Origin of the sequence: Micromonospora sp. NPDC023956 (genome assembly GCF_040639195.1) — a bacterium.
GTDB lineage: Bacteria > Actinomycetota > Actinomycetes > Mycobacteriales > Micromonosporaceae > Micromonospora.
The window spans coordinates 296,955-315,931 of the sequence record NZ_JBEZZN010000002.1 but is presented as its reverse complement, the minus strand read 5'-3'; the positions used below and the strand labels follow the sequence as shown (position 1 = coordinate 315,931).

The window sequence follows — 18,977 nt, the reverse complement described above, 5'->3', positions numbered from 1 at the left end:
CGGGACAGGGGTCGGTCGCGCCGCGTGGTGTCGGTGCGGGGACGCGGTGCCGGCCGGACCGGCTGAACTCACGCATCGTCCAGCAGGCGGCGGCCAGGTCCGGGCCCGACCCCGCCCCGGCCGACCTGGTCGCCGGTTCCGTGAGTGTCTCTGGAGCTGCTGTTCGTCACACCAGGATCCCGACGTGGCGGGGTGGGTTCGCGGGCGAAGTAGGCTCGCAGGTGTGAGTGTGAGCCGGGAGATCGACGACATCCTGCAGCGCGGCGCGGACGGCGGGCGGATCACGCCCGAGGAGGCGCTGCTGCTCTACACCGAGGCGCCCTTCCACGCCCTCGGTGAGGCGGCCGACGCGGTACGGCGCCGGCGGTACCCGGACAACATCGTCACGTACCTCATCGACCGCAACATCAACTACACCAACGTCTGCGTCACCGCGTGCAAGTTCTGTGCGTTCTACCGCGCGCCGAAGCACCGCGAGGGCTGGACCCACCCGACCGAGGAGATCCTGCGCCGCTGCGGCGAGGCGGTCGAGCTGGGCGCGACGCAGGTGATGCTCCAGGGCGGCCACCACCCGGACTACGGCGTCGAGTACTACGAGGAGCTGTTCTCCTCGGTGAAGAAGGCGTACCCGCAGCTCGCCATCCACTCGATCGGGCCGAGCGAGATCCTGCACATGGCGAAGGTCTCGGGGGTGAGCCTGGACGAGGCGATCGCCCGGATCAAGGCCGCCGGGCTGGACTCGATCGCCGGGGCGGGGGCGGAGATGCTGCCGGAGCGCCCACGGCGGGCGATCGCGCCGCTGAAGGAGTCCGGCGAGCGCTGGCTGGAGGTCATGGAGCTGGCCCACCGGCAGGGGGTCGAGTCGACCGCCACCATGATGATGGGCACCGGCGAGACCGTCGCCGAGCGGATCGAGCACCTGCGGATGATCCGCGACGTCCAGGACCGCACGAAGGGCTTCCGCGCGTTCATCCCGTGGACGTACCAGCCGGAGAACAACCACCTCAAGGGGCGTACCCAGGCGACCGCCCTGGAGTACCTGCGTCTGGTCGCGGTGGCCCGGCTCTTCTTCGAGACGGTTCCGCACCTCCAGGCGTCCTGGCTGACCACGGGCAAGGACGTCGGCCAGTTGGCCCTGCACATGGGGGTGGACGACCTCGGCTCGATCATGCTGGAGGAGAACGTCATCTCCTCGGCCGGCGCCCGGCACCGCTCCAACCTGCACGAGCTGATCGCGATGATCCGGTCGGCCGACCGGATCCCGGCGCAGCGGGACACCCTCTACCGCCACCTGGCGGTGCACCGTACGCCGGCCGACGACCCCACCGACGAGCGCGTCGTCTCGCACTTCTCGTCGATTGCGATTCCCGGCGGCGGAGTCGGTCGTTCGCTGCCATTGGTGGATGTCCAATAAACGGTCGGTAATCATCGCCGAATCTGCGGGGTCGACCGAACGGGCAGTGGTCGTCCGGCGGGCGGGCCGATCATGATGCCCATTGGGGCCAGTGTGACCTGCGGTTCGACCCGGCAAGCACATCAATTCGGACAATCCTTAAGTGATTCTTAGCCGAGCAGCTCACCCCGGCTTCACCGAAGGGGTGGCGGGGGCGACCGCCGACCGCTAACGTGCGGTCGGCGGAGCTGGTCGGGTGTCGTGTCCGGCCATCTTCTTTCCGGTTCTCCATGGGGGACACCTTCATGACCTTCCGTGTTCCGACCGTCGCCGCCGGGCGGTCCTGGTGACCCGGGGCGACGAGACGTCGACCGTCTGACGGTCCTCAGCCGGCCCGTGCGGGCCGTATACATAACGCACCGCGATGGGGGCGGGATGGGCGACCGTCCCGCCCCCGTCGTCTCCGCCAGCGCGGTCCACCCGGGCCGGCCCGTCCCCACCCACCTCTCCCACGCATCCAACCTCGAGGGACCGCATGAACCTGTTCACTCGTTCGGCGCTGGCCCGTACCGGCGCCGTGACCCTGATCACGGCCGGGTTGGTCGCGGTCGGTGCGCCGGCCCAGGCGGCCGACCAGGTCGACCTGGCGCTGATCCCGCTCAGCGGCCAGATCGCCAAGGGCGTCTCCGAGGCCAAGGCCAAGCCCTTCAAGTTCACCGTGGACAACAGCCGGGGTACGGCGGACGCCCGCGACGTCACCGTCACGGTGGATGCCCGGAAGGTCAACCAGAAGAAGATCGGCTTCTTCGTCCCCGGCGGCTGCCAGGAACAGGGGAAGGCCGTCTACTCCTGCGTCCTCGGCGACCTCTCCGCAGGGACCAGTGAGGACTTCGGCATCCCGCTGTTCAGCACCGGCAAGCGCGGTGCCGCCGGAACGCTGGTGGTCAGCATCACCTCCGCGACCGCCGACGCGAACCTGGAGGACAACACCGTCGAGGTCGACCTCAACGTGACCAAGCCCGGCTACGACCTGGTCACCTGGGCCCAGGACGTCTACGCCGACGTCGTGGTCGACGGTGACGAGGAGACCGGCCTGCGGCCGGTCCGCCCGGGTGAGACCGCCCCGCTGGACTGGGCCGTCTACAACGGCGGCAGCCGGCGGGCCACCGGGCTGTTCTACGGCATCACCCTGCCGGCCGGGGTCAGCTTCGTCGAGCTGCCGAAGAACTGCGTCCAGGAGGACTTTCTCGGGCTCGCCCAGGCGTTCTGCGACGACCCGGCGGTGGTGCTGAAGCCGGGCGAGTTCTACAGCGACATCGTGCGGGTGAAGGTGGCCAAGGAGGTCGCCGAGCCGGTGCTGCGGATCGGCCACATCTTCGCCGCCGGGCTGGACCAGGTCGGGCCGGGCGAGCCGGAGAGCGAGCCGGAGGTCGCCGCACCGGCGCAGCGTCGGGCGTTCGACGAGGTCGACGAGATCGACAACAACGCGGTCTTCGACGTCTTCGTCGACCTGAGCACCCCGACGCCGGGCCCGAGCGGCTCGCCGTCCGTCTCGCCGAGCGTCCCGCCGGCGGCCGGTGGCGGTGGCGGTGACGGCGGACTGCCGGTGACCGGTGTCCAGGCTGGTCTGATCGGCGGCGTCGGCGGCACCGTCCTGCTCCTCGGCGGCGCGCTGCTGGTGCTCTCCCGCCGTCGTCGGGTCGTGCTGGTGACCCCGGCCGACGAGCGGTCCACCGACTGACGTCCGGAACACGCCCGGGGCCGGGCGGGGTGGGCGACCATCCCGCCCGGCCCCGTCGTGTACGGGGCTGGCAGAGTGGAGGAGTGAGCCGTACCCCGCAGGGCCAGCGCGCCAGTCTGGACAAGCAGCCGCACGAGGTCGCCGCGATGTTCGACGGCGTGGCCGCCCGATACGACCTGACCAACACCGTGCTCGCCTTCGGCCAGGACCGCGGTTGGCGCCGGGCGACCCGGTCCGCGCTGGCGCTGGAGCCCGGTGAGCGGGTGCTGGACGTGGGCGCCGGCACCGGGGTCTCCACCGAGGAGCTGGCCCGCAGCGGGGCGTACGCGGTCGGCGCCGACCTGAGCCTGGGCATGCTCGCCGCCGGTCGGCGGGCACGGCCGGAGGTGCCGCTGCTCGCCGGGGACGCGCTGCGGCTGCCCTTCGCCGACGGGACCTTCGACGCGGTGACCATCTCCTTCGCGTTGCGCAACGTGTCGGACCCGGACGCGGCCCTGCGTGAGCTGGCCCGGGTCACCCGTCCCGGCGGGCGGCTGGTGGTCTGCGAGTTCAGCACCCCGACCAACCCCGCGTTCCGGACGGTCTACCTGTCGTACCTGATGCGGTCCCTGCCCACGGTGGCCCGCGCGGTCGCCAGCAACCCGGACGCCTACGTCTACCTCGCCGAGTCGATCCGGGCCTGGCCCGACCAGCCGGCGCTGGCCGCGCGGATCGGTGGGGCGGGGTGGAGCCGGGTGGCCTGGCGCAACCTGACCGGCGGTGTCGCCGCCCTGCACCGGGCGGTCCGCGACTAGTCACGCCGACTTTCCCTGTTATCCCTTTTTGGGGTTCTTTGTCCACGTAGGCTGTCCGCCATGACGGGAGCAGACGAGGCGTACCGGGCCACCGCGGACGAGGACGACACGCGTGAACTCGTCGCTCATCTCCGCCAGCTCGCCGGTGCCGACCCGGCCGTCGTCCGGCAGGTGGTGGCCGAGGTGCTGACAGCGCTGGACCGGGTGGCCGGCGGCGCGCTGCGTGACCAGCTGCCCGAGGCGATCCGCCTCGACGTGGGCCTGGATCGGGTGACGCCCGGCCATCCCTGAGCGCTCACTCAGGCCGTCCCGATCCCCCTCCAGCCAACTTAGGGTCACCTAACCCTGGGTGGGGGTAAAGACGGTCATAGACTCCTCCTCGACTGGCTTGTGAAGCGTTTCACGAGCGTAGGGGGAGGAGGCCCGGATGACGACGGTGGAACACGACGCCGACGTGATCGTCGTGGGCGCCGGACCCGGCGGCTCGGCGACCGCGTACCACCTGGCGCGGCACGGGGTCCGGGTGCTGCTGCTCGAGAAGACCGAGTTCCCCCGGGAGAAGGTCTGCGGTGACGGGCTGACCCCGCGCGCGGTCCGGCAGCTCATCCGGATGGGCGTGGACACCTCACCCGAGGCCGGCTGGCTGCACAACCGGGGCCTGCGGGTGATCGGTGGCGGCCTCCGGCTCGAGCTGGACTGGCCCGACCTGGCGAGCTTCCCCAACTACGGGCTCGTGCGGACCCGGCTGGACTTCGACGACCTGCTCGCCCGGCGCGCCGTCGAGGCCGGCGCCGAGCTGCGCACCGGCGTGACCGTCATGGGGCCGGTGCTCGACGCCTCCGGCCGGGTGACCGGCGTCGAGGCCGAGGTCGGCCCGGACAGCGTCCCGGCGACCTTCCGTGCGCCGCTGGTGGTCGCCGCCGACGGCGTCTCCGGCCGGTTCCCCCTCGCGCTCGGCCTGGCCAAGCGGGAGGACCGTCCGATCGGCGTGGCGGTCCGGCGGTACTACCGCTCCCCGGCCAAGCACGACGACAACTACCTCGAGTCCTGGCTCGAACTGCGGAGCAAGGGCAGCGACGCGTTGCTGCCCGGCTACGGCTGGATCTTCGGCCTCGGCGACGGTCGGGTCAACGTCGGCCTGGGCGTGCTCAACTCCTCCTCCGCCTTCGGCAAGACGAACTACCGGCGGCTGCTCACCGACTGGCTGGCCAACACCCCGGCCGACTGGGGCATGACCGACGAGGCGAACGCCGAGGGGCCGATCCTCGGCGCGGCGCTGCCGATGGGCTTCAACCGGGTGCCGCACTACACCCGGGGCGTGCTGCTGGTCGGCGACTCGGGTGGCATGGTCAACCCCTTCAACGGCGAGGGCATCGCGTACGCGATGGAGTCCGGCGAGCTGGCCGCGGAGATCGCGGTGCAGGCGCTGGCCCGTCCGGCGGGCGCGGAGCGGGAGCGGGCGCTGACGGCGTACCCGACCGAGCTGAAGGCGCGGTTCGGCGGCTACTACCGGCTCGGCGGGATCTTCGTGAAGCTGATCGGCCGACCGGAGATCATGCGGATCGCCACCAAGCACGGCATGCCGCACCCGATGCTCATGCGCTTCGTGCTGAAGCTGCTGGCCAACCTGACCGACCCGCGCGGCGGGGACGCGATGGACCGGGTCATCAACGCGATGACGAAGGCGGCGCCAGCCGTCTAGGCCGCACCCCCGGCGTGCGTTGCCGGAGGTGAAGTGAATAGTGTGATTTCGCCATCCACCGAGGGCAGGGAAGGACGAGCAGGAGACCACGATGACGCTCTCGCCTTACGCACCCATCATCGGGCTGTTCGCCCTCGCCGCGGCGTTCGCTCTCTTCTCCATCGCGGCTGCCCGGTTCGCCGGTCCGCGCCGCTACAACAAGGCAAAGCTCGAAGCGTACGAATGCGGTATCGAGCCGAGCCCCCAGCCGGTCGGCGGTGGCCGGTTCCCGATCAAGTTCTACCTGACGGCGATGCTCTTCATCGTCTTCGACATCGAGATCATCTTCCTCTACCCCTGGGCGGTCTCGTTCGACGCCCTGCCGATCTTCGGCTTCGTGGAGATGGTCCTGTTCATCGTCGCGGTCTTCGTCGCCTACGCCTACGTCTGGCGGCGCGGCGGCCTGGACTGGGACTGAGGGAGGAACCCCACATGGGAATCGAGGAGAAGCTTCCCGCCGGCATCCTGCTGACCTCGGTGGAGAAGCTGGTCAACTGGTCGCGCAAGTCGTCGGTCTGGGGCGCCACCTTCGGCCTGGCCTGCTGCGCGATCGAGATGATGGCCGCTGGTGGGCCGCACTACGACATGGGCCGCTGGGGCATGGAGGTCTTCCGTGCCTCGCCCCGGCAGGCCGACCTGATGATCGTCGCCGGTCGGGTGAGCCAGAAGATGGCCCCGGTCCTGCGGCAGATCTACGACCAGATGGCCGAGCCCCGCTGGGTGCTCTCGATGGGCGTCTGCGCCAGCAGTGGCGGGATGTTCAACAACTACGCCATCGTGCAGGGCGTCGACCACATCGTCCCGGTCGACATGTACCTCCCCGGCTGCCCGCCCCGGCCGGAGATGCTGATCGACGCGATCCTCAAGCTCCGCGAGAAGATCGGGCACGAGCCGCTCGGCCCGAACGGCCGCAAGATGCTGGAGGCCCGCCAGGCCCGCGGTGACGTGCCCGTGGTCGCCTACGGCTCGATGCCGTCGTCGTACCGGCACGACAAGGCCCGCCGCGCCGAGTGGACCCAGGCGGTCCGGGAGGGGCGCGAGGAGCAGCTCCGGATCGAGAACTGGATGAAGACCCAGAACCACCTCCAGCCACCCAAGGGCATCAAGTGAGCGCGCGGACCACGGTCGCGAACGGAGGGCAGCAACGGTGACCGCACCGAACGACAAGACGAACGACGGTGGTGTTCCGGTACCGGTGACGCCGGCCGGCGCGAGCAGCACCGCGCCGGCCGAGTACCCGCCGGCCAGCCCGGCCGGTCGGGGCATGTTCGGCATCCAGGGTTCCGGTGACACCTCCGGGTTCGGCGGCCTGGTCCGGCCGCGCCGGCCGATCGAGGAGGCCGCCCGGCCGTACGGCGGCTACTTCGACGAGGTCCGCGACGCGCTGGAGGAGGCGTACCCGGCCTTCAACGAGGCGATCGAGAAGGTCGTCGTCGACCGGGGCGAGCTGACCCTGCACGTGCGCCCGGAGAAGATCGCCGAGGTCTGCCAGGTGATGCGGGACGACCTCGCCCTCCGCTTCGAGCTCTGCTCCTCGGTCTCCGGGGTGGACTACCTCGGCGCGGACGAGCGCCGGCTGCACGTGGTCTACCACCTCACCTCGATGACCTACCGCCGCTGGGTGCGGCTGGAGGTCGCCGTGCCGGCCGAGAACCCGCACCTGCCGAGCGTGACCGCCGTCTACCCGACCGCCGACTGGCAGGAGCGGGAGGCGTACGACATGTTCGGCGTCCTCTTCGACGGCCACCCCAACCTGACCCGGATCCTGATGCCGGACGACTGGGAGGGGCACCCGCAGCGCAAGGACTACCCGCTCGGCGGTGTTCCCGTCGAGTACAAGGGCGCCGAGATCCCACCGCCAGACCAGCGGAGGTCCTACCAGTGAGCACCCCGAGCTACGCCACCGAGCGCGAGACGACCGAGGGCAGGGTCTTCACCGTCACCGGCGGGGACTGGGACCAGGTCGTCTCCGGCACCGACCCGATCAACGACGAGCGGATCGTCGTCAACATGGGTCCGCAGCACCCGTCCACCCACGGCGTGCTGCGGCTGATCCTGGACCTGGAGGGCGAGACCGTCCGCGAGATGCGGTCGGTCGTCGGCTACCTGCACACCGGGATCGAGAAGAACCTCGAGTACCGCAACTGGGTGCAGGGCTCGACCTTCGTCACCCGGATGGACTACCTCGCCCCGATCTTCAACGAGACGGCGTACGCCCTGGCGGTGGAGAAGCTCCTCGGCATCGAGGAGCAGATCACCGAGCGGGCCACCACCATCCGGGTCCTGATGATGGAGCTGAACCGGATCTCCTCGCACCTGGTCTGGCTGGCCACCACCGGCATGGAGCTGGGCGCCATCTCGATCATGCTCTACGGCTTCCGGGAGCGGGAGTACATCCTCGAGATCTTCGAGATCATCACCGGCCTGCGGATGAACCACGCGTACGTCCGACCGGGCGGGGTCGCCCAGGACGTGCCGGACGACGCGATCGTCAAGATCCGCAAGTTCCTCAAGGAGATGCCGAAGAAGCTCAAGGAGTACGAGGACCTCCTCTCCGGGCAGCCGATCTGGATCGAGCGGACGAAGAACGTCGCCGTGCTCGACGTGACCGGCTGCGTGGCGCTCGGCGTGACCGGGCCGGTGCTCCGCTCCGCCGGGCTGCCCTGGGACCTGCGCAAGACCGCGCCGTACTGCGGCTACGAGACGTACGAGTTCGACGTGCCGACCCACCCGGACGGCGACGTCTGGGGCCGCTACCAGGTCCGGCTGGCCGAGATGCGGGAGTCGCTCAAGCTCGTCGAGCAGGCGGTGGACCGGCTGAAGCCGGGGCCGGTGATGGTCGCCGACAAGAAGATCGCCTGGCCGGCGCAGCTCGCCATCGGCGTCGACGGCATGGGTAACTCGCTGGAGCACGTCGCGAAGATCATGGGTCAGTCGATGGAGTCGCTGATCCACCACTTCAAGCTGGTCACCGAGGGCTTCCGGGTTCCGCCGGGCCAGGTCTACGTGGCGATCGAGGCGCCCCGGGGCGAGCTGGGCGTGCACGCGGTCTCCGACGGCGGCACCCGGCCGTACCGGGTGCACTACCGGGAGCCGAGCTTCGTCAACCTCCAGGCGCTCCCGGCCATGGCCGAGGGGGGCCTGATCGCCGACGTGATCGCCGGTGGTGCCTCGCTGGACCCCGTGATGGGTGGTTGTGACCGGTGAGCGCGAGGAGTGAGCTTGCGAGCCCCGCAGTCGCGAACGGAAGGGCGGCGCAGATGAGCGTTTTCACCGAAGAGACCCGGGTCCGGGCACGGGAGATCATCGCCCGCTATCCGGCCGACCGGTCGCGTTCCGCGCTGCTTCCGTTGCTGCACCTGGTGCAGTCCGAGGAGGGGTACGTCTCCCCGGCCGGGGTCGAGTTCTGCGCCGAGGTGCTCGGCCTGAACAAGGCCCAGGTCGGCGCGGTCGCCACCTTCTACACCATGTACAAGCGCCGGCCCACCGGTGACTACCTGGTCAGCGTCTGCACCAACACGATGTGCAACGTGCTCGGCGGGCAGGAGGTCTACGACACCCTCGCCGAGCACCTCGGCGTGGGTCACGACGAGACCACCGCCGACGGGAAGGTCACCCTGGAGCACGCCGAGTGCCTCGCGGCCTGCGACTACGGCCCGGTGATGACGGTCAACTACGACTTCTTCGACGGTGTCGACCCGCAGACCGCCCTCGGCGTGGTCGAGGAACTGCGCTCCGGTGGCCGGCCGATGCCGACCCGGGGTGCCCGGCTCTGCACCCTGAAGGAGATGTCGGTCCAGCTCGCCGGCTTCGCCGACGAGCGGGAGGGCGCGGTCGCCGACGGCGGGCCGGGGGAGCCGACCCTGCGCGGGCTGCGCCTGGCCCAGCAGCACGGCATCTCGGTGCCGGGCTTCGACCCGAACACCCCGATCCGCAGCAAGGCGGAGGCCGACCGGGCCGCCGCCGAGGCGAAGGCGCGGGCCGAGGCCGCGAAGCCGGCCCCGGCGCCCGAGCCGGCCGCGCCGAAGGCGGCCACCGGCAGCACCGCGCCGGACGTGAAGGCCCCGGACGACAAGTCGCCCGAGGTGCGGGCCGCCGAGACCCGGCAGCCGGACGCGAAGACCGCTGTCCCGGACGCGCCGGGCACCAAGGCTCCGGTCGACGGCGCGCCGCCGGCCACGCGCGACGCGCAGGCCGCCGAGGCGGCGGGCGTGGCGACCAACACGCCGGCCAGTGACGGCAAGCCCGCCGGTGACGACGCCACCGCGCAGGAGCACTCGCTCAAGGAAGCGGAGGCCAACAAGTGACGACGCCTCGGCCGGAGACGCTGGCCAAGCTGACCCCGGTGCTGACCAAGCGCTGGCTCTCGCCGGACGCCTGGCAGATCGACACCTACCAGAAGCTGGACGGCTACGCCGCCCTGCGCAAGGCGCTCAAGGCCCACCCGGACGACCTGATCCAGCTGATCAAGGACTCCGGCCTGCGCGGACGGGGTGGCGCGGGCTTCCCGACCGGCCTGAAGTGGGGCTTCATCCCGCAGGGCGACGGCAAGCCGCACTACCTCGTGGTCAACGCCGACGAGGGCGAGCCGGGCACCTGCAAGGACCTGCCGCTGATGGCGCACGACCCGCACTCGCTGGTCGAGGGCGTGATCATCGCGTCGTACGCGATCCGGGCCAACCGGGCGTACATCTACATCCGGGGTGAGGCGGTGCACGCCGCCCGCCGGCTGCGCAACGCGGTCCGCGAGGCGTACGACCGGGGCTACCTCGGCCGGAACATCCAGGGCTCGGGGTTCGACCTGGACCTGGTGGTGCACTCCGGCGCGGGCGCGTACATCTGCGGCGAGGAGACCGCGCTGCTGGACTCGCTGGAGGGCTTCCGGGGCCAGCCCCGGCTGCGTCCGCCGTTCCCGGCGACGCACGGCCTCTACGCCAGCCCGACGGTGGTCAACAACGTCGGCACCATCGCCAGCGTGCCGTACATCGTGCTCGGTGGAGCCGACTGGTGGAAGAGCATGGGCACCGAGAAGTCCTCCGGGCCGATGATCTACTCGCTCTCCGGCCGGATCACCAACCCGGGCCAGTACGAGTGCTCGATGGGCATCACCCTGCGCGAGCTGCTGGAGCTGGCCGGGGGCATGCAGCCCGGCCACAACCTGCGGTTCTGGACGCCGGGCGGCTCCTCGACGCCGCTGCTCACCGCCGACCACCTCGACGTGCCGCTGGACTTCGAGGGTGTCGCCGGAGCCGGTTCGATCCTGGGCACCACGGCCACCCAGATCTTCTCCGACCAGGACTGCCCGGTCTACGCGACGTACCGGTGGCTGGAGTTCTACCACCACGAGTCGTGCGGCAAGTGCACCCCGTGTCGGGAGGGCAACTACTGGATGGTCCGGGTGTACCGGCGGATCCTCGCCGGCCAGGGCACCCACGAGGACCTGGACACCCTGCTCGACACCTGTGACAACATCCTCGGCCGCTCGTTCTGCGGTCTGGGTGACGGTGCGACCAGCTCGGTGACCTCGTCGCTCCAGTACTTCAAGCAGGACTACCTCGACTACATCGAGGGACGCACGGCTCCCAAGTTGTCGGAGAAGACCCTGGTAGGGGCGCACTGATGCGAGCGCGAGGAGTGAGCGGAGCGAGCCCCGCAGTCGCGAGCGAAAGGCTGGCCCAGTGACCGACGTAGCGAAGCAGACCGAGACCGTAACGCTCACCATCGACGGCATCGAGGTCACCGCCCCGAAGGGGACGCTGCTGATCCGGGTCGCCGAGCAGATGGGCATCTCGATCCCCCGGTTCTGCGACCACCCGCTGCTGGCCCCGGCCGGCGCGTGTCGGCAGTGCCTCGTCGACGTGGAGGGGCAGCGCAAGCCGGTCGCCTCCTGCACCCAGACGGTGGGCGAGGGCATGGTGGTCCGGACCCAGCTCACCTCCCCGGTGGCCAAGAAGGCGCAGGAGGGGGTGATGGAGCTGCTGCTCCTCAACCACCCGCTCGACTGCCCGATGTGCGACAAGGGCGGCGAGTGCCCGCTCCAGAACCAGGCGATGTCCACCGGCCGCGCCGACTCCCGCTTCCACGAGCACAAGCGGGAGTACGAGAAGCCGCTGAACATCTCCACCCAGGTCCTGCTGGACCGCGAGCGCTGCGTGCTCTGCCAGCGGTGCACCCGCTTCTCCGAGGAGATCGCCGGGGACAAGTTCATCGACCTGATGGGCCGGTCCTCCGCCGAGGAGATCAACATCTACCGGGACGAGGCGTACGGGGCCGCCGAGGGCGAGGACGACGGCGACGTGCCGTTCAACTCGTACTTCTCCGGCAACACCGTGCAGATCTGCCCGGTCGGCGCGCTCACCGGGGCCCAGTACCGCTTCCGGGCCCGCCCGTTCGACCTGGTCTCCACCCCGAGCGTCTGCGAGCACTGCTCGGCCGGATGTGCCCAGCGCACCGACTGGCGGCGGGGCAAGGTGCTGCGCCGGCTCGCCGGTGACGACCCCCAGGTCAACGAGGAGTGGAACTGCGACAAGGGCCGCTGGGGCTTCCAGTACGCCCGCGCCTTCGACCGGCTCACCACCCCGCTGGTGCGGGACGCGAAGACCGGTGAGCTGCGCGAGGCGTCCTGGAGCGAGGCGCTCACCGTGGCCGCCGAGGGGCTGGCCGCCGCGCGGGACGGCGGGCAGGGCACCGCGGTGCTCACCGGTGGTCGGCTGACCGTCGAGGACGCCTACGCGTACGCGAAGTTCGCCCGGGTCGCGCTGAACACCAACGACATCGACTTCCGGGCCCGCCCGGTCTCCCGGGAGGAGACCGAGTTCCTGGCCAGCAACGTCGCCGGGATCACCGAGGTCACCTACGCCGACGTCGAGAACGCCTCGGCCGTGGTGCTGGCCGGGCTCGAGCCGGAGGAGGAGTGCCCGATCCTCTTCCTGCGACTGCGCAAGGCGTACCTGAAGAAGAAGCTGAAGGTGTACGCGCTGGCGCCGTTCGCCACCCGCGGCCTGGAGAAGCTCGGCGCGAAGCTCGCCCGGGTGGTGCCGGGCGAGGAGGCGCTGCTGCTCGCCGAGCACGACACGGTCCGCGAGGCGCTCAGCGCCGAGGGCGCGATCCTGATCGTCGGCGAGCGGCTGGCCAGCGTGCCCGGTGGCCTCTCCGCCGCCGCCGACGTGGCCCGGCGTACCGGTGCGAAGCTGGCCTGGGTGCCGCGGCGCGCGGGTGACCGGGGTGCGGTCGACACCGGCTGCCTGCCGAACCTGCTCCCCGGCGGCCGTCTGGTCACCGAGCCGGCGGGCCGCGCCGAGCTGGGCGAGGCGTGGGACATCGCGGCCGGGGTGATCCCGAGCCAGGCCGGTCGGGACACCGACGGCATCATCGCGGCGGCGGCGGCCGGCAAGCTCGGCGCGCTGGTGGTGGCCGGGGTCGACCCGGCCGACCTGGCCGACCCGCGGCTGGCCGAGCGGGCCCTCGACGAGGTGCCGTTCCTGGTCAGCCTGGAGCTGCGGATGAGCGCGGTGGCCCGGCGGGCGGACGTGGTCCTCCCGGTCGCGCCGGTGGTCGAGAAGGCCGGCAGCTTTCTGGACTGGGAGGGACGGCTGCGGCCGTTCGACGCGGTGCTCCAGACCCCGGCGATGTCCGACGGCCGGGTGCTCGACGCGATCGCCGACCGGCTCGGCGTCCGGCTCGGCACCGGCGACGTGCTCAGCGTCCGCCGGGAGCTGGGCTCCCTGCCCGGCACCCGGACCGACCGCCCGACGGCTCCGAGCGTGGAGCCGCAGCCGGCGCCCCGCACGGGCGACGGCGAGGCCGTCCTCGCCACCTGGCACCAGCTCGTCGACCTGGGCAGCCTCATCGACGGCGACGAGCACCTGGGCGGCACCGCCCGGCCGCCGGTGGTGCGGCTGGGCAAGGGCACCGCCGAGGCGCTCGGCGTTGCCGACGGTGACGCGGTGACGGTGGGGACCGACCGGGGGGCGCTGACCCTGCCGGCGGCGATCACGGAGATGCCGGACGGGGTCGTCTGGCTGCCGACCAATTCACCCGGTTCGACCGTCCGGCGCAGCCTCGGGGCGACGTCCGGCACGGTGGTACGTGTCTCCGCTGCGACGGAGCCGGCCACCGCGACCGAACGCGTCGCCGCGGACGCCGCCGACCGCCCGGGCCCGCTCCTCAACACCGGGGGTGTATCCCAGTGAACGCGGTCTACCTCGCGCAGGACCCGACGCTGGCCGACTTCGGCAGGGACCCGTGGTGGCTGGTCCTGATCAAGATCCTCTTCGCCTTCGTCTTCGGTCTGCTCGCCACCCTGCTCGGCGTCTGGTTCGAGCGGCGTGTGGTGGGTTACATGCAGGTCCGGCCCGGCCCGAACCAGGTCGGTCCGTTCGGCCTGCTCCAGACCCTCGCCGACGGTCTCAAGATGGCCTTCAAGGAGGACATCCTCCCGAAGGCGGCGGACAAGGTCGTCTACTTCTTCGCCCCGGCCGTCTCGGTGATCTGTGCGGTCACCGCGCTGTCGGTGATCCCGTTCGGCCCGATGGTGAGCATCTTCGGGCACCGGACGCCGCTCCAGGTCACCGACGTGTCGGTGGCGGTGCTGGTGGTGCTGGCCTGCTCCTCGATGGCGGTCTACGGCATCGTGCTCGGCGGCTGGGCCTCCGGCTCGACGTACCCGCTGCTCGGTGGGCTCCGCTCCACCGCCCAGATGATCTCGTACGAGGTCGCGCTCGGGCTGAGCATCGTCGCCGTCTTCATGACCGCCGGCACGATGTCCACCAGCGGAATCGTCGCCGCCCAGGCACACGGCACCCAGATCAACGTGTTCGGGCAGGAGTTCTCCGCCCCGGGCTGGTACGCGATCCTGCTCCTGCCGAGCTTCATCATCTTCTTCATCGCCACCGTCGGTGAGACCAACCGGGCGCCGTTCGACCTGCCGGAGGCGGAGTCGGAGCTGGTCGCGGGCTTCATGACCGAGTACAGCTCGCTGAAGTTCGCGCTCTTCATGCTCTCCGAGTACGTCGCGATGGTGACCATGTCGGCCTTCACCGTGACGCTGTTCCTCGGTGGCTGGCGGGCCCCCGCGCCGATCACCACCTTCTGGGAGGGGGCGAACTCCGGTTGGTGGCCGATGCTGTGGTTCTTCGGCAAGGTCGTCATGCTGGTCTTCGTCTTCGTCTGGCTGCGGGGCACCCTGCCCCGGCTCCGGTACGACCAGTTCATGCGGCTGGGCTGGAAGGTCCTGCTCCCGATCAACCTGGTCTGGATCCTGGCGCTGGCCTGGCTGCGCTCGATCGAGGACTGGGACAGCCGGGGTCGGCTGACCGGCATCGGCGTGCTGGCCGGTCTGCTGCTGCTGGCCGTCCTGCTCTGGCCGAGCCGGAAGCCGGAGCGGAAGCTCACCCCGCAGGAGCAGGTCGACAAGCGACCGCACGGCAGCTTCCCGGTGCCCCCCATGGACCTGCAGGTGCCACCGAGCCCGCGCACCAAGCGGGTGGTGGCCGAGCGGGAGCCGGCCAACATCGGCGCCGGCCCGGACTCGAAGGAGGTGTGACGTGAGCGGGATCACCGGAACGTTCAAGGGCTTCGGCGTCACCTTCTCGCACATGTTCAGGAAGGTCGTCACGACCGACTACCCGTTCAAGCCGCCGACCCCGGCGCCGCGCTACCACGGGCGGCACATCCTCAACCGGCACCCGGACGGGCTGGAGAAGTGCATCGGCTGTGAGCTGTGCGCCTGGGCCTGCCCGGCGGACGCGATCTACGTCGAGGGCGGCGACAACACCGACGAGCAGCGCTTCTCGCCGGGTGAGCGGTACGCGAGCACCTACCAGATCAACTACGCCCGCTGCATCTTCTGCGGACTCTGCATCGAGGCCTGCCCGACCCGTTCGCTGACCATGAGCAACGAGTACGAGCTGGCCCGGGACAACCGGCAGGATCTGATCTTCACCAAGGAGCAGTTGCTCGCGCCGCTGCTCGAGGGGATGGAGCAGCCGCCGCACCCGATGCGCCTGGGCGACAGCGAGAAGGACTACTACGTCGGCGCGTTGGAGAACCCGGGCACCTCGGCCGGGGCCGAGCGCTCCCCGATGGGCCCGGGACGGTACGCGCTCGACGAGACCCCGGGCGTGACGTTCCCCGGCGCCGAGCAGGCGGCCCAGCGGGCCGAGGCGGCCAAGGGCAGCAAGGGAGACAGGGCATGACCACGGCTACGGTGCTGGCCGCGGCGGGCGAGGTGTCCGGCGGCGAGGAGATCACCTTCTGGATCCTCGCCCCGCTGGCGCTGCTCGGCGCGATCGGCATGCTCTGGGCGCGCAACGCGGTGCACTCGGCGCTCTGGCTGGTGCTCACCATGCTCTGCCTGGGCGTCTTCTACGTGCTCCAGGCGGGCCCGTTCATCGGCATGGTGCAGATCATCGTCTACACCGGCGCGATCATGATGTTGTTCCTGTTCGTGCTGATGCTGGTCGGCCGGGACTCGTCCGACTCGCTGATCGAGACGCTGCGCGGCCAGCGCGTCGCGGCGATCCTGCTCGGCCTCGGCTTCGCCGCCCTGGTGGCCGGTGGCCTCTCCCGCGCGCTGGACGGCACCACCCCGGTCGGCCTGGACGAGGCCAACGCCGAGGGGAACGTGCAGGGCATCGCCCGGCTGCTCTTCACCAAGTACGTCTTCGCCTTCGAGCTGACCTCGGCGCTGCTGATCACCGCCGCGGTCGGGGCGATGGTGCTGGCGCACATCGAGCGGCGCCGGGAGGACAAGATGGACCAGATCGCGACCATGAAGGCCCGTTTCGCCCCCGGCAACTACCCCGGCCCGAAGCCCGGCCCGGGTGTCTTCGCCACCTCCTCCTCGGTGGCCACCCCGGCCCGGCTGCCCGACGGCCGGCTGACCGACCGCAGCATCCCCGAGATCATGCCGGTGCGGGAGCTGAGCGCGGACGAGACCACCTTGAAGGGGACCGACCGGTGAGCGCGAGGAGTGCAGCGGAGCGGAGCCCCGCAGTCGCGAACGAAAGGCTGGCTCAGGGATGACCCCCGACTACTACCTGATCCTGGCCGCGGTGCTCTTCACCATCGGCGCGGTCGGGGTGCTCATCCGCCGCAACGCGATCGTGCTGTTCATGTGCATCGAGCTGATGCTCAACGCGGCCAACCTGACCCTGGTCACGTTCGCCCGGATCAACGGTGACCTGAACGGGCAGATCATGGCCTTCTTCGTGATGGTGGTGGCCGCCGCGGAGGTCGTGGTCGGACTCGCGATCATCATGTCGATCTTCCGGACTCGACGCTCGGCGAGCGTCGACGACGCCAACCTGCTCAAGTACTAGAGGGGCCGACGCAGTGGAAGAAACTGTGCGTTACGCAGAGGCCACGGGTTTGCTCGGCAGCGTCTGGCTGCTGGTGGCCATCCCCCTGGCCAGCGCGGCGATCCTGCTGCTGCTGGGCCGGCGGGCCGACCGGTGGGGACACTGGCTCGGCGTGGCCGCCATCGGTGCCGCCTTCGTCCTCGGCCTCACCTACTTCTTCCAGCTGCGTGGCCTGGAGAACAAGTCGGTCGAGCGGAGCCTCTGGGACTTCATCGCCGTCGGTGACTTCCGGGTGGACTTCGGCCTGCTCTTCGACCCGCTGGCCGCGGTCTTCGTCCTGCTGATCACCGGCGTGGGCTTCCTGATCCACCTGTACGCGGTGGAGTACATGGCCCACGACGCGGGTCGGCGGCGCTTCTTCGCGTACTTCAACCTGTTCGTCGCCGCCATGCTCCTGCTGGTGCTCGGCAACAACTACGTGATGCTCTACTTCGGCTGGGAGGGCGTCGGTCTGGCGTCGTACCTGCTGATCTCCTTCTGGTACGACCGGCCGAGCGCGGCCACCGCCGGCAAGAAGGCGTTCCTGATGAACCGGGTCGGCGACGCCGGCCTGGCCATCGGCATCTTCATCATGTTCGCCACCCTGGGCACCACCCAGTACGACGAGGTGTTCAACGGGGTGAGCGGCCTGGCCGGTGGCACCGTCCTGGTCCTCGGCCTGCTGCTGCTGCTCGGCGCGACCGGCAAGTCCGGCCAGTTCCCCCTCCAGGCGTGGCTCCCGGACGCGATGGAGGGCCCGACCCCGGTGTCGGCGCTCATCCACGCGGCCACCATGGTCACCGCGGGCGTCTACCTGATCGCCCGGTCCAACCCGATCTACTCGGCCAACGAGACGCTTCAGCTCGTCGTGGTCAGCGTCGGTGCGCTCACCCTGCTGATCGGCTGCGTCATCGGCGCGGCCAAGGACGACATCAAGCGGGTGCTCGCCTGGTCGACGGTGAGCCAGATCGGCTACATGTTCCTCGGGGTGGGGCTGGGCGGCGGGGCGTACGCGCTGGCCATCGTGCACCTGCTGGCGCACGGCTTCTTCAAGGCCAACATGTTCCTCGGGGCCGGTTCGGTCATGCACGGCATGAAGGACCAGGTGGACATCCGCCGCTTCGGCGGGCTGTCGAAGTACATGAAGATCACCTGGATCACCTTCATGATGGGCTGGCTCGCCATCATCGGCATGTTCCCGTTCTCCGGCTTCTTCTCGAAGGAGCCGATCATCGTGGCCGCTTTCGAGCGGGACGACTGGACGGCGTGGCTGTTCGGCGGGGCGGCGCTGGCCGGTGCCGGGCTGACCGCCTTCTACATGACCCGGCTCTTCGTGCTCACCTTCCACGGCCCGAAGCGGTGGACCGAGGAGATCGAGCACCCGCACGAGTCGCCGGCCCTGATGACGATCCCGCTGATCCTGCTGGCCGTCGGCTCGGTCGGTGCCGGTTTCCTCCTCTCCACCTCCGTGCCGGACTGGCTCACCGCCACCGCCGGCCTGGGCGGCGAGGAAGGGCACCACGAGGCGGTCCTGTCGCACACCGTCATCACGGTGCTCTCCCTGCTGGTCACCGTGCTCGGTGCCGGACTGGCCTGGATGCTGTTCCGCAACGGCACCGCCACCGCGCCGCAGCCGGCCGGGGTGCTGGTCACCGCCGCCCGGCGCAACCTCTACACCGACGCGTTCAACGAGGCGGTCTTCGAGAAGCCGGGCATCTTCCTCACCCGGGCGCTCGTCTACCTGGACAACCGGGGTGTCGACGGGCTGGTCAACGGTCTCGCCGCGGCGGTCGGCGGGGGCTCCGGCCGGCTCCGGCGGCTCCAGACCGGCTTCGTCCGCTCGTACGCGACGTCGATCCTGACCGGCGCGCTGCTGGTGGTGGCGGCGTTCCTGGCCGTACAGGCGGGGTGGTTGGCGTGATCGACCTCTTCCCGGGGGCCGCCGCTGCCGGCGGACCGCGCAGTCACG

The 18,977-nt window shown here is 70.5% G+C and carries 17 protein-coding genes; all 17 read left to right on the top strand.

Going from position 1 to position 18,977, the window contains the following annotated elements:
- The first annotated feature begins 223 nt into the window (after positions 1-223).
- The 17 genes from mqnC to nuoL all read left to right on the top strand — a co-directional run bounded on the left by mqnC (position 224) and on the right by nuoL (position 18,929).
- Complete coding sequence (gene mqnC / locus AB0F58_RS03890) at positions 224-1,414, top strand: cyclic dehypoxanthinyl futalosine synthase (protein WP_357137490.1); 1,191 nt, start codon at positions 224-226, stop codon at positions 1,412-1,414.
- Positions 1,415-1,928: 514 nt separating this feature from the next.
- On the top strand, positions 1,929-3,134 hold the full coding sequence (locus AB0F58_RS03885) for an LPXTG cell wall anchor domain-containing protein (RefSeq protein WP_357137487.1): 1,206 nt from the start codon (positions 1,929-1,931) through the stop codon (positions 3,132-3,134).
- Positions 3,135-3,217: 83 nt separating this feature from the next.
- Positions 3,218-3,928, top strand: coding sequence for a demethylmenaquinone methyltransferase (locus AB0F58_RS03880; protein WP_357137484.1), 711 nt, complete (start codon positions 3,218-3,220; stop codon positions 3,926-3,928).
- Positions 3,929-3,988: 60 nt separating this feature from the next.
- Complete coding sequence (locus AB0F58_RS03875) at positions 3,989-4,219, top strand: hypothetical protein (protein WP_357137482.1); 231 nt, start codon at positions 3,989-3,991, stop codon at positions 4,217-4,219.
- Between the two features lie 136 nt (positions 4,220-4,355).
- A complete protein-coding gene (locus AB0F58_RS03870; protein WP_357137479.1) occupies positions 4,356-5,630 on the top strand; it encodes a geranylgeranyl reductase family protein in 1,275 nt (424 codons plus the stop codon).
- A 91-nt stretch (positions 5,631-5,721) separates the two neighbouring features.
- Complete coding sequence (locus tag AB0F58_RS03865; RefSeq protein WP_357137478.1) at positions 5,722-6,087, top strand: NADH-quinone oxidoreductase subunit A; 366 nt, start codon at positions 5,722-5,724, stop codon at positions 6,085-6,087.
- A 14-nt stretch (positions 6,088-6,101) separates the two neighbouring features.
- Positions 6,102-6,779: an NADH-quinone oxidoreductase subunit B family protein gene (locus AB0F58_RS03860; RefSeq protein ID WP_357137475.1), complete on the top strand. Its 678-nt coding sequence runs from the start codon at positions 6,102-6,104 to the stop codon at positions 6,777-6,779.
- 37 nt (positions 6,780-6,816) lie between these two features.
- On the top strand, positions 6,817-7,554 hold the full coding sequence (locus AB0F58_RS03855; protein WP_357137473.1) for an NADH-quinone oxidoreductase subunit C: 738 nt from the start codon (positions 6,817-6,819) through the stop codon (positions 7,552-7,554).
- Positions 7,551-8,876 (top strand): NADH-quinone oxidoreductase subunit D, encoded by a 1,326-nt coding sequence (locus tag AB0F58_RS03850; protein ID WP_357137470.1) that lies wholly within the window; start codon positions 7,551-7,553, stop codon positions 8,874-8,876. The genes AB0F58_RS03855 and AB0F58_RS03850 overlap by 4 nt, the downstream gene beginning before the upstream one ends.
- Before the next feature lie 53 nt (positions 8,877-8,929).
- Positions 8,930-9,976: an NADH-quinone oxidoreductase subunit NuoE gene (gene nuoE, locus AB0F58_RS03845; RefSeq protein ID WP_357137466.1), complete on the top strand. Its 1,047-nt coding sequence runs from the start codon at positions 8,930-8,932 to the stop codon at positions 9,974-9,976.
- The gene (nuoF, locus tag AB0F58_RS03840; RefSeq protein WP_357137463.1) at positions 9,973-11,289 is read left to right on the top strand and encodes an NADH-quinone oxidoreductase subunit NuoF; all 1,317 of its coding nucleotides are present in this window, start codon (positions 9,973-9,975) and stop codon (positions 11,287-11,289) included. The genes nuoE and nuoF overlap by 4 nt, the downstream gene beginning before the upstream one ends.
- 58 nt (positions 11,290-11,347) lie before the next feature.
- Positions 11,348-13,861: an NADH-quinone oxidoreductase subunit G gene (locus AB0F58_RS03835; protein WP_357137461.1), complete on the top strand. Its 2,514-nt coding sequence runs from the start codon at positions 11,348-11,350 to the stop codon at positions 13,859-13,861.
- The gene (gene nuoH / locus AB0F58_RS03830) at positions 13,858-15,213 is read left to right on the top strand and encodes an NADH-quinone oxidoreductase subunit NuoH (protein ID WP_357137458.1); all 1,356 of its coding nucleotides are present in this window, start codon (positions 13,858-13,860) and stop codon (positions 15,211-15,213) included. The genes AB0F58_RS03835 and nuoH overlap by 4 nt, the downstream gene beginning before the upstream one ends.
- 1 nt (position 15,214) lies before the next feature.
- On the top strand, positions 15,215-15,865 hold the full coding sequence (gene nuoI / locus AB0F58_RS03825) for an NADH-quinone oxidoreductase subunit NuoI (RefSeq protein ID WP_357137455.1): 651 nt from the start codon (positions 15,215-15,217) through the stop codon (positions 15,863-15,865).
- The gene (locus tag AB0F58_RS03820) at positions 15,862-16,632 is read left to right on the top strand and encodes an NADH-quinone oxidoreductase subunit J (RefSeq protein ID WP_357137452.1); all 771 of its coding nucleotides are present in this window, start codon (positions 15,862-15,864) and stop codon (positions 16,630-16,632) included. The genes nuoI and AB0F58_RS03820 overlap by 4 nt, the downstream gene beginning before the upstream one ends.
- A gap of 58 nt (positions 16,633-16,690) precedes the next feature.
- Positions 16,691-16,990: an NADH-quinone oxidoreductase subunit NuoK gene (nuoK, locus tag AB0F58_RS03815; protein WP_088981076.1), complete on the top strand. Its 300-nt coding sequence runs from the start codon at positions 16,691-16,693 to the stop codon at positions 16,988-16,990.
- 13 nt (positions 16,991-17,003) lie between these two features.
- Complete coding sequence (gene nuoL / locus AB0F58_RS03810; RefSeq protein WP_357137449.1) at positions 17,004-18,929, top strand: NADH-quinone oxidoreductase subunit L; 1,926 nt, start codon at positions 17,004-17,006, stop codon at positions 18,927-18,929.
- Positions 18,930-18,977: the final 48 nt, after the last annotated feature.